This window comes from Lentzea sp. NPDC092896, from assembly GCF_044754905.1.
GTDB lineage: Bacteria > Actinomycetota > Actinomycetes > Mycobacteriales > Pseudonocardiaceae > Lentzea.
Map to the genome: position 1 here is coordinate 1240763 of NZ_JBIVPX010000001.1, position 16058 is coordinate 1256820.

Below are 16058 nucleotides of genomic sequence, written 5' to 3' on the forward strand. Positions count from 1 at the left end.
GCACGCTAACCGGCGACTCAGGAATTTGGGAGGTTTTCGACGGTAACGGAACGCATGACCCCGAACCGCGCTCCGAAGGGGTCGACGAGCACCGCGATCCGGCCGACCCCGTCCAGGTCGTGGGGTGCGAGCAGCACCGGGGCGGAGGCCGCGGCCTGATCCACATCGGCGACCTCGAAGTAGGGCAGCCAGAACGCCTGCGTGTCCGCGACGATCGCGCCGAACAGCCGCCCGGCTCCCGCGCCCGCCGGCCGCAGGAACTGGCCGGGCGCCCCCGGAATCAGTTCGATCTCCCACGAGAACAGCGACCGGTAGAAGGCCGCGGACGCGCTGGGCGCGGGGGAGTGGAGTTCGAGCCAGGTCAGCGATCCGGGGATCGACACCGCGCCGATCCCTGGGCGTTCTCCCGCCTGCCACACGCCGAACTCGCCGCCGTGCGGATCGGTCAGCCGGACGTCGGCCGCCGGTTCCGCGCCGGACGCGGCGAAGTGGACGGTCCACGAACCGGACTGCGAGGGCACCTGCCCCGCGACCGTCAGGCCCGCGTGGGTGAACACGCCGGTGCCCGGGGTGTCGAGCGGCTGGTAGCCCCAGCCGAGCACACGCCCGTAGAACTCCGCCGCGGCGGCCTCGTCGGACGTGCCCAGATCGAGCCAGGCAGGCGCTCCGGGCACGAAGTCGGTAGTGATCATCTACGCCCACCTCCAGCGGATACCTACCCAGTTCACCGACACATCAGTCTCGAAGTGGTGCACGGAGTTCGTGTGGTCGGGTTCCAGGTCGATCGTCCGGTGCGGTTGCGGCTCCTCCCAGTCCTGGAGGTAGACGTGCGGGTCGACGGGCGGCGCGGCCGGGTCGAAGTGCACCTCGATCAGGCTCTGCGCGAGGAAGCACCGCACGCCGTGCGCGTACTCGATGCTGTCCAGCCGCGTCGGGTCGTGCGCGGTGTACTCGAAGACCCAGGTCTCGCCTTCCAGCAACGGCTTGTCGAACAGCAGCTCGTCCACGACCACGCGCTCGGTCTCGTTCCGCGTGGACCGGCCGAGACGGCAGTTGCGGACGGGCTCCTGCCGCACCTCCGCCGTCTCCACCGAGTCGTCGCAGAAGTAGTGCGCGTAGAAGCGGTCGACGCCGTCACGGCGTGCCCGGACGACCACCTGCGCGTCGACGCGGGACGCGTGCCGGGCGGCGTCCACGAACACCCTGTCGTGCCGGGAGAGGATCTCCAGGTCGTTCGCGTTGAAGCCGGGCATCATGCCGGGCACGACGTCCGGCCAGCCGCTCGGGCCGGTGTGCTCGAGCAGGGTCCGCAGCGCGTGGGGCGGCACCTCCAGCAGCTCTTCCAGCACCGAGACGGCCCTGAGCGACTTCGGGGAGTTCGGCCGCACCCGGCCCTGCTGCCAGTCGCTCAGCGTGGACAACGCCACCGCCACGTCCTGTTGTGCCAGGCGTAGCCGCAGCCGTTCCAGCGTCAGGCCACGCCGGCGGATGGCCGCGCGCAGTGCCGAGTGGAACGGTCCGATGCGCAGCAGCGCTTCCAGACTGGGCGTCGTTGTCACGCGCATGACTCTAGTGACTACAACGCGAACCCCTCAGGAAACGGATCGGTCTCGTCCAGCAGATATTGACCCATGCCAGTGATCCAGGCCCGACCGGCCACTGTGGGCACGACGGCCGTGCGGTCACCTAGCCGGACCTCTTCCAGCAGCCGGCCGATGAACCTCGTCCCGATGAACGACTCGTTCACGAAGTCTTCACCGATTCCGAGCAGGCCTCGTGCGTGCAACTGGGCCATTCGGGCGCAAGTGCCTGTGCCGCAGGGTGATCGGTCGAACCAGCCGGGGTGGATCGCCATCGCGTTGCGCGCGTCGGCGCCGTCCTGGCCGGGTGCGGTGAACTGGACGTGCTTGCACCCGCCGATCGACGGGTCCACCGGGTGCACCGGCCGGTTCACCGAGTTGATTTCGTCCATGATGGACAGACCGGCGGCCAGGATCCGTTCCTTTTCCACGCGGTCGAACGGGATGCCCAGGTCCGCGAGGGGCACGATCGCGTAGAAGTTGCCGCCGTACGCCATGTCGTAGCGCACTTCGCCGAGTCCGGGCACGGTGACGACGGCGTCCAGCTCGTGCGCGTACGCCGGGACGTTGCGAATCGTCACGAGCTTCGTGCGGGTGTCGTAGTCGGCGAGCACCAGCCCGGCCGGGGTGTCCAGGCGCACGGTCGTGACAGGTTCTGTCAACTCGACCATGCCGGTCTCGACCAGCACCGTCGCGACGCCGATCGTGCCGTGCCCGCACATCGGCAGCAGGCCCGAGACCTCGATGAACAGCACGCCCCAGTCCGCGTCCTGGCGGGTCGGCGGCTGCAGGATCGCGCCGCTCATGGCCGCGTGCCCGCGCGGCTCGTTCACCAGCAGTTTCCGGATGTGGTCGTGGTTCTTGACGAAGTTCAGCCGCTTCTCGGCCATGGTCTCGCCGGGGATCACGCCGACGCCACCGGTGATGACCCGCGTCGGCATGCCCTCGGTGTGCGAGTCGACGGCGCTGAAGTACTTGGCGAACCTCACGACGTCGCCAGCTTCATGTCGGCGTCGACCTGGGCGAGCTGCTCGGGGCTCAGCGGGCCGCGCGGGGGACGGCAGGGACCGCCGTAGCGGCCGACGTAGTCCATCGAACGCTTGATGGCCTGCACGAACTCGGTGCGCGAGTCCCAGCGGAACGCCGGCACGAGCTTTTCGTAGAGCGTCCTGGCCTCGTCGAGCTTGCCTTCCAGCGCGAGGGTGAAGAGCTGGGTGGACTCGGCGGGGAACACGTTGGGGTAGCCCGCGAACCAGCCCGTCGCGCCCATCAGCAGGCTCTCCAGCACGACGTCGTCGGCGCCCGCCACGACGGTGAGGTGCGGGGCGGCCGCGCGGATCTCCAGCACGCGCCGGACGTCGCCGGAGAACTCCTTGACCGCCACGACGTTCTCGATCTGGCCGATCTCGGCGAGCAGATCGGGCGTCAGGTCGACCTTGGTGTCGATCGGGTTGTTGTAGACCATGATCGGCAGCCCGGCCTTCGCGACCTCGCGGAAGTGGTGCACGACCTCGCCGCGGTTGGCCCGGTACATCGTCGGCGGCAGGCACAGCACGCCGTCCGCGCCGTCCTCGGCGGCCAGTTCGGCCCAGTGCCGGGCCTGGTGGGCGCCCACGCCGTGCACGCCGATGACCGCGATTCCCCGGCCCTTGACCGCGGCGATGGCGGTCTGGGCGACCTCACGGCGTTCCGCGTCGGTCAGCGACGAGTACTCGCCCAGCGAACCGTTCGGGCCGACGCCGCGGCAGCCGTTCTCGACGACCCACCGGCAGTGCTCGGCGAACTTGTCGAGGTCGGGGCGCAGTCCGGCCGGGGCGCTGGGATCCTCCGCGTAGGGGAGCGCGGTGGCGACGATGACGCCGTCGAGGCGTTCCGTCCCAGAATGATCAGTCACTGTGTCTCCTCTGGAAGAGTGGCCAGTTCGCCTAGGGGGATCGGGACCGCGATCACGCGGCGTTGGCCGTCGAACGGGACACCGGTCAGTTCGGCGGCGTTGCGGGCGCAGATGCGGCCCTGGCAGCGACCCATCGCGACGCGGCAGGTGAGCTTCAGTTCGCGCATGCTGGTCGCGTCGGTGAGGTCTTCGAGGCTGACCTTTTCGCACCGGCACACGGTGGTGTCCGGGTCCAGCCACGTCTGCCAGCCCGGTTGCACGGCGTGCGCTCTGGAGAGGGCCTGGGCGAACAAACGGCCCTTGCGCACGGCTTCCAGGGCCTTCGTGGGCGGTTTCTGTCCTGCCGCTGCGGCTCCGGCGATGACGCCTTCGGCCTCGGCGAGGTCGGCGCCACCGATGCCGGTGACCTCACCGGCCGCGTAGACGTGCTCGACCGACGTCCGCTGGTGGTCGTCGACGTCGTAGAAGTCGTTGGTGCGGCTCGCGTTCGGCAGCAGGTCGGTGCGGGGCAGGAAGCCGTAGCCGATGCAGACGAGGTCGGCCTGCACGGTGCGGTGGCTGACCGGACGCCACTGGCCGTCGAGCTTCGCGACGGTCACTCGGTCACCGTGCTTGGCGATCACGGCGGTGCGGGTTTCCAGGCGTGGCAGCACTTTCCGGTAGCTCGCGAGTTCACCGATCTTGTGCCGGTTCGCGGCGATCGCCCTGGCCTCTCGGAGCCACCTGGTGGGGGAGGAGGCCTCGTAGACGCCGACGAGCGTGGCGCCGAGGTCCTGCAGCGCGGTCGCGACCGGCAGCAGGAACGGGCCGGTGCCCGCGACGATCACGCGTTCGGCCAGCGTGACGCCCTGCTTCGCGAGTGCCTGGGCGGCGCCCGCGGTGATCACGCCGGGACCGTCCCAGCCGGGGAAGGGGAGCGGCCGGTCGTAGGCGCCGGTGGCGATGACCAGCGAGCCGAACCGCAGTTGCCGCGGCCCGCGCAGATGAAGGGTGTTGCCCTCCACCAGCCAGGCCTCGGTGTTCCTGAGGTGCGTGACCCCGCTGTGCTCGAACTTGGCCCTCCCGCGCAGGTACTGCCCACCCGCGTCCGGTTCCGAGTCGACCAGCACGACCTCGGCGCCCGCGTCGGCGGCGGTCCGCGCGGCGGCCATCCCGGCCGGTCCCGCTCCCACGACCACGACCCTCATGACGTCGTCCTGATCACGTCGCCGTCGCGCAACGGGTGGCGGCACGCGCGGACCTCGGGCACGCCGTTGATCTCCGCGACGCAGCCGAAGCACACGCCGATGCCGCAGAAGAACCTGCCGGGCAACAACTCCGCGACGTGCGCGACCTCGCGCGGCAGCCCGTTGAACGTCACCTTCACACCATCACCTCCGGCCGGTCCACGCGGAACGGGTGGGGATCGACCAGCGGGGACTCGCCGGTGAGCAGTTGCGCGAGCAGCAGCCCGGTCGCCGGGGCGAGACCGACGCCCGCGCCCTCGTGACCCGTGGCGTGCCACAGGCCGGGCGTGCGGGGGTCCTCGCCGATGATCGGCAGATGGTCCGGCGCGTACGGGCGGAAACCGCCGTACGCGCGCATGACCGGGACGTTCGTCAGCATCGGGAAGAGCGCGATCGCCTTGAGCGCCAACGCTTTGAGCACCCTGCTCTCGATCGTGTCGTCGAAGCCCTTGCGCTGGCGGCTCGACCCGATCAGCACGGTGCCGGCCTGGGTCGACTCGACGACGCCGGACGTCTGCAGGTCCGCGTCGCCGCTCGCGACCGCGCCGACGTAGTCCGCGTCGTAGACCTTGTGCCGGATGGTGCCGGGGATCGGCGTGGTCACCAGCACCACGCCGCGCCGGGGCAGCACGTTGACGCCGAAGTTCCTCGCCCACGGGCCGGTGGCGTTCACGACCGCGCCGCAGCTGATCACGCCGTCCGGGGTGGTGACGCCGCGGCCGTCCGCTGTGGACACCTCGGCGCGTCTGACCTCGATGCCGCGCAGCAGGCTTCGGGTCGCCTTGACCGGGTTGAGCTGCGCGTCCTGGAGGTAGTGGACGGCGGCGGTGATCTCCGGGTTGAGGTGCGGCTCGTGGGTCAGCGCGTCGGCGGTGCTGATCTCGCAGGCGTCGACGCCCGCGGCCCGTTGCTTCGCGGCGAAGGACTGCAGCGGCACGACCGCCTCGGGAGTCGTGGCGACGACCAGTCCGCCCTTTTCCTCCCATTCGGCGTCCTCCGCCAGCTCCGGCCAGAGGTCGCGACTCGCCCGGGCCAGGTCGAGTTCCGGGCCGGGTTCCTTGTCGCTGACCAGGACGTTGCCCTCACCGGCCGCGCTGGTGCCCGACGCCGGTCCGTGGCGGTCGACGACGACAACGCGGAGCCCGCGTGCCTTCAGGGCCTGCGCGCACGCCGCCCCGATGATGCCCGCGCCCATGACCACGACGTCCGGCTGCATCGCCACCTCCGTTCAATAGAATGAACGTTAGTGCTTCGGGTACTCCAGCACCAGTACCGAGCTGACCTCACCGTCGACGGTCTCGTACGAGTGCGGCATCGAGCCGGGGAAGCAGACGTAGTCGCCGGGGCCCAGTTCGTACGGTTCGTCCGCCGGTCCCACGCGCAGCTGACCGCTCGTGACCAGCACGTGTTCCTTGCCGGGGTGTCCTTCGCTGGTCTGTGTGGCGCCGGGCCGGACGCGCTGGTCGTAGATCTCCAGCACGGTGTCCCCGATGTCCATCCGCCGCATCAGCCGCAGGTCGACGGCGTTGCTGCTGAGCACCTCGACGTCGCGGGCGCGCACCAGCACGACCTCCGGCGGCGTCCGCGCGGTCACCAGTTCCGACACTGGCACATCCAGAGCGTTCGACAAACTGAACACTGTCTCGATCGTCGGGTTGCCGGCGCCGCTCTCCAGTTGCGACAGCGTGCCCTTGGCGATGGACGACCGCCGCGCGAGCTCCGACAGCGACAGCCCGCGCTGCTCCCGGAACGCCCTGATGTTGGCGCCAAGCACCTGACCCGCACTCATAGCCACTGATCGTTGCATAGGCTTGCGCCCATGACTGCGTACACGGAGGCGGAGGGGCAGACCCTCCGCACGGCCGTTTTCGGTGCCATGGTGCTGGTGTCCACTGCGGACCCCGGCTCGGTCGACGAGGAGAGCCAGGCGGGCGTCAGGGCCATCACCCTGCTCACGGACGACCTGCGCGCCATCATCGCCGCCGCGCCGCCCTCGTTGCCGAAGGGCTCGGCGTCCGATGTGGAGTCGGGTGTGCTGGCCGCGCTACGGGACTCGGTGGCGATCATCAACGCCCACGAACCGCGGGACGTCGCGATCTTCCGCGCCGCCGTGTCGGAGATGTGCCGCTCGGTGGCGGGCGCGGACGGCGAGGTGGCCGCCGCGGAACGGGCGATGGTCACCAAGGTCGTCGAAGCGCTGAGCTGACGGCGTTCCGCCTGGCTCAGGTCGCGCTGGGCCGCGACGCGAGCCAGGCGGCGTGCTCCTTGCCGATCACGGCCTCGGTCTCGGCTACCACCGCGGCCCAGTCGCTCTCCCGCACGTGGGGGAGCCGGTGGTAGATGTCCGCGAGCTCACCGGCCGCGGCCGCGTAGGTGACCCTGAGGTTCTCGTACTGCCGCAGGCCGATCCAGGCCGCGCCGCCCGCGACGGCCGCGGCCATCACGCCGGACAGGTCGACGTCCCAGACGCCGTTGATGCGCAGGATGGCGAAGACGATCGCGACGAGCTCACCGACGATCATCAGGACGCGGAACACGTTCGCGCGGGTCTCGTTCATCGCGGACCGGTCGCGGTACCACTGCACCTGCGGCTGGACGCGGGCCTCGCGGTAGGCGGTCCTGCGCTCGTCGAACGAGGCGGTGCGCAGTTCGGTCATGACCCGTTCGCCGTTGTCGTTCGCGCTGGTCAGCATGACCTCCCTGCGGTGTTCCCGCACCGCGTCGGCGATGGCGAGCTCCAGTTCCTCACGCGGGTTCTGGACGATGCGGTGGAACGGGTCACCCGCCACGGCGTAGCGCCAGGCCAGCGACTTCACGCGTTCGGCGACGGTGCGGCCCGCGTTCCACTTCAGCTCCGGGTGCATCACCCACAGCAGCAGCTCGCCGAACAGCGCGATGAGGAACCCGCCCAGCGCCACCCACGCCCAGACGTCGACCCCGCCGCCGATCTGCCACTTGAACGCACCGCCCACCGCCGCGACCACCGCGCCGATCAGCCGCACCCGGCTGAACAGCAGGGTGAGCCGCTGTCCGAGCCGGGAGACCGCCTCCGCGTCGTGGTAGAAGCCGGGCAGGTGCTCGTCGTTCATCCGGTTCCGTCCTCGATGGCCGAAGTTGATCGTGCGCAGCCAAACGCCTGATTATCACGGCGGCGGCTGACCATGCGCTGGATCATGGATTGCTCCGATGAGTCTTCGCGTTTGGTGGGCGAATGGGCCTTGACCCGTCTGGTTCCGGTTGCAATCATCGGATCTTCTCGCCGCCGCCCCGGACGAGAAGGCGATGGTCATGGGACTACGTCGTTGGTGCGCGGCTGTGGTGGCCGCGTTGCTCGCAGGTCTGCTCACCCCAGGCGCCGCTCAGGCCGAGGTGCAGCATCCGAGACAGGAGTGGCTGCGGCAGTCGACCGCCGGGTTGTTCCTGCACTGGGGCATGTTCACCGCCCCGAAGCACCTGAACTGCGCCGAGTGGGAGCGCGACGTCACCGGTGGCGGGTGGACCCCCGGCTACTGGATCGACGAGGCCCGCAAGCTCGGCGCCTCCTACGTCGTGCTGGCGACGTTCCACTCACGGCTGGGCTACGCGCGGCCGTGGCCTTCGAAGATCCCCGGAAGCTGTGCCACCGAACGCGATCTGCTCGGCGAACTCGTCCGTGCGGGCAAGGCCAAGGGCGTCAAGGTCGTCCTCTACATGACCGACGACCCGCAGTGGCACAGCGAGCAGGGCGTGCAGATGCTCGACTCGGCCGCCTACTCCGCCTATCGCGGCGAGCAGGTCGACCTGACCACGCGCGAGGGTTTCGGCAAGTACAGCTACGACCTGTTCTTCGAGGTGATGAAGAACTACGACGACCTCGCCGGCTTCTGGATCGACAACGACAACGAGTACTGGGAGCGCAACAAGCTCTACGAGCAGGTCCGGCAGCTGCGGCCCACCTGGTTGCTGAGCAACAACAACGAGGACACGCCGATCATGGACACGGTCTCGAACGAGCAGAAGACCGGCATGTTCCCGTCCTACGACTACCCGGCGGCGACGTTCACGCCGATGCCGCGCCTGTCCGAGGCCTGCTACAAGCTGCCCACCACGGGGGACTGGTGGTACGACGGCGGAAACCACGCCGTCGACACGCGCCTGAACACCGGCCGCTACATCACCAACGCGGGCTCGTCGATCAAGTCGCTGATGGCCGAGACGCCGATGGTGAACGGCAGGATGCCCGCGCAGCAGGAGACCTACAACAACTTCATGGCCTCGTGGGTGCCGCCGATCCGCGAGTCGATCCAGGGCGTCGAGGGCGCCGGGTACATGTACGGCGGCATGCAGCCGGGGTTCTGGAACGACGGCGCCCACGGCGTGATCACCATCAATCCCGCCAGCGGCAAGCAGTACGTCCACGTCGTCACCCGGCCGCGTGCCGACTTCGTTCGATTGCGGGACAACGGATATCGCGTTACTTCTGTTCGTGATCTGCGGACCGGCGCGCGGATGCGCTTCTCGCAATCGGCCGGTTTTCTGACGATCCAGGGCATCACGGCGTGGGACGAGTACGACACGGTGTTCGCCGTGGAAACCGCTGGGCAGCAAGGCTTCTACACCGGCGTGAAGGCGTCGGCGACGTCATCCTCCGGCGGCTTCCCGGCGTCGAATCTGACGGACGGCAGCTATGAGACGTACTGGGACGCCGGCGCCGCTCAGCCCGTCTCGATCTCTCTGGACCTCGGGCGTCGTCGCGCGGCCGCGTTCCTCGCGATCAACCAGCGCGAGTCGTCGCCCACGCATGCCCGCGTGTCGTTCGGGCGGCCGGAGGATTCCTCGCGCATCAAGGACTATCAGCTGACCGCGTCTGTTGACGGCCGCTCCTGGTGGCACGTGCGCAGCGGTGCGTTGCCTTCGGCGCGCGGAACGCAGTTCATCGACATCGGGTCGCAGGAGGCCCGGTTCCTGAAGCTGACCGTGCTGAACACCTGGGGCGGGCCGCAGGCTCCCGTGTACTTCAAGCAACTGAAGATCGACGAGATCCGCGTCGGCCACAGCTATCCGCGCGGTGTGCCGGGCGCCTTGGAGGCCGAGGACGCGTCGCGGTCGGGTTCGGCGCACGGCGAGTTCTGCGCGGCCTGCTCCGGCACGCGGCAGGTGGTCGGGCTCGGCGAACGCGGCGCTGTGACCTTCCGCGATGTTTCCGTTGGCACGGCTGGTACTTACAGCCTCCGGCTCGACCTGACGGCCGCCGAGTCCTCGGTCGTGTCGGTCTCCGTGAACGGCGCGGCACCGGTTTCCGTCGCGGTGCCGCGTGATCGAGCGGACGTGCCGGACCCGACGTCGGTCGCGGTGCCGTTGAACGCGGGCCGCAACACGGTGAAGGTGTCCGGCACCGGCGAGCTCGGCCTGGACCGGATCTCGGTGGGCGGGCTGCCGCCGTCGAACTACACGCCGAAGACGACCCTGACCGTGGAACCCCATGGCGTGCAATGGGTCGCGCCCGGACAGCAGTCCGTGAAGATCACCGCACGGCTGCGCCTCGACGCCGACGACCAGATCGACAACGTGTCCCTCGCCCCGGTCCTGCCCGCGGGCTGGACGCTGACCGGTGCGCCGGCCACACGTCCGTCGATGCGCCTGGCCGGTCTGCTGGAAGGCACCTGGACCGCGACCTCGCCGGCCGACGTGGGTTCGGTCAGCATTCCCGTCGTCGCCTCGTTCCAGCTGCTCGGCTCCGACCGCGAGGTCTCCGGGTCTGTGCCGGTGCGCACCCGGCCGGCTGATCGTGTGTTCGTGCGCGAGGCCGAGGACTCGGCGAACCAGTTCGGCAGCACCGGCCTGACGAGCTGCGGCCCGTGCTCGGGCGCGGAGAAGGTGCGCAACATCGGCGGCAGCGCGGACGCGTCGGTGACCTTCCCCGGTGTGACCGTGCCGGAAACGCGCTCCTACAAGCTGTTCATCCAGTTCACGGTGAACGGGCCGCGCTCGTACTTCGTCTCCGTGAACGGCGGCGCGCCGGTCGAGGTCAAGCTCGACGGGGTCGGCAACAACACGCCTCACGTGGCCGAGATCCCGGTGCCGCTGAACGCCGGCGCCAACACCATCAGGTTCGGCAACGACGGCGCTGGCGCCCCCGATCTGGACCAGATCGCACTCGCCTGATCTCCCTGCTGGAACGGCACTCCGCCTCGGTAGGGTGCCGTTCCATGGGGGACGACTGGCTTTCCGAGTTGCACTGGGCCGCGGAGTTCGAGTCGGCGCAGGAGGTCGCGGCGCTGATCGCTCAGGCGGACGACGTCGACGCGATGGACGAGGAGCGCACCGCGTTGTGGCGTGCGGTGCACGCGAGCCGGCCGGAGAACGTCCAGGTCCTGCTCGCCGCGGGTGCGGATCCGGCGCGTTCGATGATGTACGGCTGGTCGCCGGCGCGGCTCAGCCTCACCACGGAGCACCCGCTTCCGACCGAGGAAGACCTCACGCCGGAGGAACGTGCCGCCGTGGAGGAACGCGACCGGCTCGTGGCGGTGCTCGGCGGCCTTCCCCGCGACGACGGCTACAGCCTGGCGTGCGTCGCGGGCATCGACGCGCGGACCGCGTTGGACAGGCTGGAGGCGGAGCCCGTCGAGGTGACCTACGAGCGGCTCGAGGACTGGCGGACCGACCTGCTCGACGAGGAGACCGTGGTCGGCGTGACGAGCGTGCCCGGCGGGTGCGTGCTGATGCAGCTCTGGGGCTACTCGGCGGCGGGGCTGGACGTGCTCGAGCGGTTGTCCGCGGGCACCGTCGCGATCGGCATGTACGCCAACCCCAAGGGCGGCAACCAGGGCACCGTCTACCGCGACGGCGACGGCGATGATGCCGACCTGCAGGTCGGCAACGGGGTGGACGAGCAGGCGACGGCTGACGACGTGTTGCTGGCGCACCTCTACCAGGACGAACCGGCCGCGTTCTGCCTGGCGTACGCAGGGCTGCGGCCGACGGACAACCGCGCGTTCACCTCTCCTGAGCTGTGGGTGCGGCTTTCTCAGCGACCGGCGCGCATCATGGAGTGATGCTGGAGGCACTGCGGCGGCAGCTGAGCGAGAGCCTGTTCGAGAAGGTCGCGGGTCCGGAGCGGGCGAAACACGCACGCCGGATCCACGACTCGCCCGGTCCGCGCCTGTTCGCCGACGACCGGCCGATCCGGCACGTCCACGCTGATCACGCCATGTTCATCGGCGGGCTGCGGGCGTTGCTGCTGCAGTCGTTGCACCCGCTGGCGATGGCGGCGGTCGCGCAGCACTCCGACTACCTCACCGACCCGTGGGGGCGGTTGCAGCGCACGAGTCTGTTCGTCGGCGTCACCACGTATGGCACGACCCAGGACGCGCTCAAGGCCGTCGAACGGCTCGGGCGCGTGCATCAGCACATCCACGGCACGGCGGCGGACGGGCGGCAGTATCGCGCCGACGACCCGCACCTGCTGGCATGGGTGCACGTGGCCGAGGTCGACAGCTTCCTGCGCTGCCACCAGCGTTATGGCGAGAAGCCGCTCGACGACTACGACGGGTACGTCGCCGACATGGCCGTCATCGCCGACGCGATGGGCATTCCGGACCCGCCGCGCACCACTGCCGAGCTCGACGCGACGCTCGACTCCTACCGGCCCGAGCTGAAAGGCACGCCCGAGGCGCGGGAGGCGGCCAGGTTCCTGCTGCTCAAGGCGCCCTTGCCGGTGCTGGCGCGCGGGCCGTACGCGATCTTGAGTTCCACCGCGGTCGCCACCTTGCCGGTGTGGGCGCGGGTGCCGTTGCGGCTGCCCTACCTGCCGATCGCGGAGGCCACCGGGGTGCGGTTCGCCGGTCACGCGTTGATGCGCGGCCTGCGGTGGGTGACCGGTTAGCGGAAGTCGGCGACGCGGAACGCGGAGATCATGTCGTCGTTGCGGTTGTTCTGCGGGCTGAAGGAGGCCTCGACGCCCACCCAGCCGTGGAACTGGCCGTTGTCGTCGAGGATCTGCAGCATCGGCTTCACGTGGGAGTTGCCCTTGTAGCAGAACTCCTCCTTGCCCTGCGAGTTGATGCTCAGGCAGCTGCACCAGTGCCAGTGCGTGTCGCGGCGGTCGGTGTTCGAGACGCGCACGATGTGGTTCTGGATCGAGGTGTCCCCGCCCTCCTTGCAGCCGCTCCCGCCCTGGCAGGAGTTGGCCGACTCGGGCTGGCGGTAGGTGAGGCACCACGAGGTGGTGGTGCAGGTCCTGTACAGGCCGATGGTGAATCCGCTGCCGTTGCTGACCGGGTTGCCCTTGTCCCAGCCGTGGAACTCCAGCCGCAGGTTGCCCGGGAACGACTGCACGCTCGCCATCTGGCGGCGGGTGGTCAGCGGGGTGTTGCTGCCGTAGCCGTACCCGGCGGTGGCCAGGGCGTTGGACTGGAAGTCCAGCCTGGCGAGCGTGGCGTCGGGACTCGGGACGACGGCCCACTGCTCGTTCCAGCCCGGCACCTCCCAGGTGATGTGCAGCTGGTCGCCGTCCAACCGGTAGTTGCCTGCCGTCGACTCGTTCGGAGACGAGGTGAAGCCGCCGGCCGTCATGACCTGGCAGGAGCGCACGAGGGTCTGCGGAGACGTCGGAGACGAGGTCGAGCACGAGCTGTCGGGCGTGGTGCCGGTGCCCTGACGCGCGACCGGTTTCGCCTGCTGCCACAGGTAGGTGCGCGCTCGCACCTTGCCGTCGGTCGTGAACGTGTAGTCGCTCAGGCGCATCCAGTTGGACGTGCCCGTCTTGAACGAGCCGCGCGACACGACGAAGTACGCCTTGCCGCCGGGCAGCTCGGTGGCCGCGGTGGCGGGAGCGGGCAGGAAGGCGAAGAACGACAACACGAGAAGAACGAGAGGCGCTTTCCGCATACATCCCCCAGAGCTAGGCCTCCAGGAAGTCGAGCACGAGTGGCGTCGCCTCGCTCGCGAACTCCTCGAAGTAACCGTGTCGGGCTCCCTCGATCAGGTGCATGACCGCGCCGGGAATCCGCTCCGTGATCAGGGGAGCGTTGGCCGTGGGGTTGAAGATGTCCTCGGTGCCGTGCACGACCAACGTCGGTGCGGCGATCGACGGCAGCACGTCCCACGCGTCGTGTTCGGCGCTCGCGAAGAGGTGCCGCTTGCGCGCGTGCGGCGGCATCTGCGGGTCGCCCAGCGTGTTGTACGGGCCGCGGTAGGCCGGTGTGTACATCAGCGCTTCCAACGCCCTGCGCGCCTTCATCGGGTCGACCTGCGCCAACGACTTGCGCACCTCGGCGCTGCGCTCGATGCCGTGCGGGCCGCCGGGGGAGGTGCAGCCCAGCACGAGCCGGTCGACGCGGTCGCCGTGCGAGGCCGCGAGCCACTGCGCGATCCGGCCGCCCATCGACGTGCCGTAGACGTGGGCCGACTCGACGCCCGCGTCGGCCAGGATCGTCACGCAGTCCTCAGCGAACATCCTCGTGCTGTACGGGACGTCCGGCTTGTCGCTGGAACCGGTTCCGCGGTGGTCGGTGACGATCGTCGTGAACCGGGCGGAGAAGTCCCCGCGGACCTGTGACCACCACTTCGACGAGTTCGCCTGGCCCGCGATGAGCAGCAGCGCAGGCCCGGAGCCCTCGACCGAGTAGAAGAGCCTGGTTCCGTCGGCGGCACGAGCGTGGGGCACGGCGAGAAGTCTAGTAGCGCGTCTCGGAACGTTGGCGAGGTGATCCACGCTCAGCAGGGCACCACGATGCATCCGTCTGACCGCGAATTCCCCCGGCAACGCTCCGAGCCACACCACTGGAACCTTGACTTCCCGATAGATGGTCTAGTCCAATTCGGGGTGACCCCCTGCCGGCCGCCAACGCGTGAGGGATGGAACCCATGCTGTTGTTCGCTCGAATATCCGCGGTGGCCGCACTGGTGCTCGGCACCGTGATCGTGAGCCTCGCCCCTGCCAGCGCCGCCGGAGTCACGGCGACGTTCTCCAAGAACGGCTGGGACTCCGGCTACACCGCGACGGTGACGATCAAGAACGAGACCAGCGCGGCGATCAGTTCCTGGAAGGTCGAGTTCGACTACCCGGCCTCTACCTCCGTCGGTGCCTACTGGGACTCGCTGCTCACCAAGAGCGGCAACCACAACACGTTCGTCAACCGGGAGTACAACGGCTCGGTCGCGCCCGGCGCCAGCGTGTCGTTCGGCTTCAACGCCGCCGGCACCGCCGACCCGGCGAACTGCACGATCAACGGCGCGGCGTGCACGGGTGGCACCGGACCGACGACGTCGTCCACCACGAGCACGACCACCACGACGACGACGACCACTACGACCACGACGACCACCGGTCAGCCGCCCACGGGTCAGCTGCCGCGCAAGGTGCTCGTCGGCTACCTGCACGCCAGCTTCGCCAACGGCTCCGGCTACATCCGCATGAAGGACGTGCCGGACGAGTGGGACGTCATCAACCTGTCGTTCGCCGAACCCACCAGCGCGACGAGCGGTGACCTGCGGTTCAGCCAGTGCCCGGTCGCGGAGTGCCCGAACGTCGAGTCCGAGGCCGAGTTCATCGCCGGCATCCGCGCCCAGCAGGCCAAGGGCAAGAAGGTCAACATCTCGATCGGCGGCCAGAACGGCCAGGTGCGGCTCGAGACCACGGCGGCACGTGACGCGTTCGTGCGGACGGTCGGCGGCATCATCGACAAGTACGGACTGAACGGTCTCGACGTCGACTTCGAGGGCCACTCGCTGTCGCTGAACCCCGGTGACCTCGACTTCAAGAACCCGACCACGCCCGTGGTCGTGAACCTGATCTCGGCGCTGCGGTCGCTGAAGGCCCGCTACGGAGCCAACTTCGTGCTCACCATGGCACCGGAGACGTTCTTCGTTCAGGTCGGCTACCAGTTCTACGGCGGCACGGGCACCGGCGACGCGCGCACGGGTGCGTACCTGCCGGTGATCGAGGCGATGCGCAACGACCTGACGTTGCTGCACGTGCAGGACTACAACTCCGGACCCGTGATGGGGCTGGACAACCAGTACCACAACATGGGTGGCGCGGACTTCCACGTGGCGATGACCGACATGGTGCTCGCCGGGTTCCCGGTGCGCGGTGACGCGTCGAAGTTCTTCGCGGGCCTGCGCCAGGACCAGGTCGCGATTGGCCTGCCCGCCGCGCAGTACGCGGGCAACGGGTTCACGTCCGTCGCGGACGTCCAGACCGCGCTGGACTGCCTCACCAAGGGCACGCGCTGCGGCAGCTACAAGCCGAAGGGCGTCTACCCGAACCTGCGCGGCCTCATGACGTGGTCGATCAACTGGGACAAGTACAACAACTACGAGTTCTCCAAGGCACACCGGGCTTATCTGCCCCGATAGCGGGTCGGGGGCGGCTTT

The 16058-nt window shown here is 69.3% G+C and carries 16 protein-coding genes; 5 read left to right on the forward strand and 11 right to left on the reverse strand.

What is annotated here, in order from left to right; genetic code table 11:
- Positions 1 to 17 precede the first annotated feature (17 nt).
- The 8 genes from ACIQF0_RS05510 to ACIQF0_RS05545 are packed head-to-tail and all read right to left on the reverse strand — an operon-like array spanning position 18 to position 6489.
- Positions 18 to 692 (reverse strand): hypothetical protein, encoded by a 675-nt coding sequence (locus tag ACIQF0_RS05510; protein WP_401024773.1) that lies wholly within the window; start codon positions 690 to 692, stop codon positions 18 to 20.
- A complete protein-coding gene (locus ACIQF0_RS05515) occupies positions 693 to 1559 on the reverse strand; it encodes a hypothetical protein (RefSeq protein WP_401024775.1) in 867 nt (288 codons plus the stop codon). It lies immediately after the preceding gene.
- A 17-nt stretch (positions 1560 to 1576) separates the two neighbouring features.
- A complete protein-coding gene (locus tag ACIQF0_RS05520) occupies positions 1577 to 2569 on the reverse strand; it encodes a proline racemase family protein (RefSeq protein ID WP_401024777.1) in 993 nt (330 codons plus the stop codon).
- Positions 2566 to 3474, reverse strand: a complete 909-nt coding sequence (locus tag ACIQF0_RS05525) for a dihydrodipicolinate synthase family protein (RefSeq protein ID WP_401024780.1) — start codon at positions 3472 to 3474, stop codon at positions 2566 to 2568. The genes ACIQF0_RS05520 and ACIQF0_RS05525 overlap by 4 nt, the downstream gene beginning before the upstream one ends.
- Positions 3471 to 4661 carry an FAD-dependent oxidoreductase gene (locus ACIQF0_RS05530; protein WP_401024782.1) on the reverse strand — a complete coding sequence of 397 codons (1191 nt, stop codon included), beginning with the start codon at positions 4659 to 4661 and terminating at the stop codon, positions 3471 to 3473. Before ACIQF0_RS05530 ends, ACIQF0_RS05525 begins: the two co-directional genes overlap by 4 nt.
- Positions 4658 to 4840, reverse strand: coding sequence for a 2Fe-2S iron-sulfur cluster-binding protein (locus ACIQF0_RS05535; protein ID WP_360033208.1), 183 nt, complete (start codon positions 4838 to 4840; stop codon positions 4658 to 4660). Before ACIQF0_RS05535 ends, ACIQF0_RS05530 begins: the two co-directional genes overlap by 4 nt.
- Positions 4837 to 5916 (reverse strand): NAD(P)/FAD-dependent oxidoreductase, encoded by a 1080-nt coding sequence (locus tag ACIQF0_RS05540; RefSeq protein ID WP_401024785.1) that lies wholly within the window; start codon positions 5914 to 5916, stop codon positions 4837 to 4839. Before ACIQF0_RS05540 ends, ACIQF0_RS05535 begins: the two co-directional genes overlap by 4 nt.
- A gap of 27 nt (positions 5917 to 5943) precedes the next feature.
- Complete coding sequence (locus tag ACIQF0_RS05545; RefSeq protein ID WP_330277257.1) at positions 5944 to 6489, reverse strand: XRE family transcriptional regulator; 546 nt, start codon at positions 6487 to 6489, stop codon at positions 5944 to 5946.
- A 30-nt stretch (positions 6490 to 6519) separates the two neighbouring features.
- Between ACIQF0_RS05545 and ACIQF0_RS05550 the strand changes: the two genes are divergently transcribed.
- A complete protein-coding gene (locus tag ACIQF0_RS05550) occupies positions 6520 to 6906 on the forward strand; it encodes a hypothetical protein (RefSeq protein ID WP_319973078.1) in 387 nt (128 codons plus the stop codon).
- A gap of 16 nt (positions 6907 to 6922) precedes the next feature.
- On the opposite strand, the gene ACIQF0_RS05555 is transcribed toward ACIQF0_RS05550, so the two are convergent.
- On the reverse strand, positions 6923 to 7789 hold the full coding sequence (locus ACIQF0_RS05555; protein ID WP_401024788.1) for a DUF4231 domain-containing protein: 867 nt from the start codon (positions 7787 to 7789) through the stop codon (positions 6923 to 6925).
- Positions 7790 to 7982: 193 nt separating this feature from the next.
- Here ACIQF0_RS05555 and ACIQF0_RS05560 point away from each other — a divergent pair, with 193 nt between their 5' ends.
- From ACIQF0_RS05560 to ACIQF0_RS05570, 3 genes are read left to right on the forward strand one after another with little or no spacing between them, the layout of a single operon-like run.
- A complete protein-coding gene (locus tag ACIQF0_RS05560; protein ID WP_401027711.1) occupies positions 7983 to 10844 on the forward strand; it encodes an alpha-L-fucosidase in 2862 nt (953 codons plus the stop codon).
- Between the two features lie 44 nt (positions 10845 to 10888).
- Positions 10889 to 11734 carry a DUF6461 domain-containing protein gene (locus ACIQF0_RS05565; protein ID WP_401024790.1) on the forward strand — a complete coding sequence of 282 codons (846 nt, stop codon included), beginning with the start codon at positions 10889 to 10891 and terminating at the stop codon, positions 11732 to 11734.
- A complete protein-coding gene (locus ACIQF0_RS05570) occupies positions 11734 to 12564 on the forward strand; it encodes an oxygenase MpaB family protein (protein WP_401024793.1) in 831 nt (276 codons plus the stop codon). Before ACIQF0_RS05565 ends, ACIQF0_RS05570 begins: the two co-directional genes overlap by 1 nt.
- Here ACIQF0_RS05570 and ACIQF0_RS05575 read toward each other — a convergent pair.
- Complete coding sequence (locus ACIQF0_RS05575) at positions 12561 to 13568, reverse strand: hypothetical protein (RefSeq protein WP_401024796.1); 1008 nt, start codon at positions 13566 to 13568, stop codon at positions 12561 to 12563. The genes ACIQF0_RS05570 and ACIQF0_RS05575 overlap by 4 nt on opposite strands.
- Positions 13569 to 13581: 13 nt before the next feature.
- On the reverse strand, positions 13582 to 14346 hold the full coding sequence (locus tag ACIQF0_RS05580; protein ID WP_401024798.1) for an alpha/beta fold hydrolase: 765 nt from the start codon (positions 14344 to 14346) through the stop codon (positions 13582 to 13584).
- Between the two features lie 200 nt (positions 14347 to 14546).
- Between ACIQF0_RS05580 and ACIQF0_RS05585 the strand changes: the two genes are divergently transcribed.
- The gene (locus tag ACIQF0_RS05585) at positions 14547 to 16040 is read left to right on the forward strand and encodes a chitinase (RefSeq protein ID WP_401024801.1); all 1494 of its coding nucleotides are present in this window, start codon (positions 14547 to 14549) and stop codon (positions 16038 to 16040) included.
- Positions 16041 to 16058: the final 18 nt, after the last annotated feature.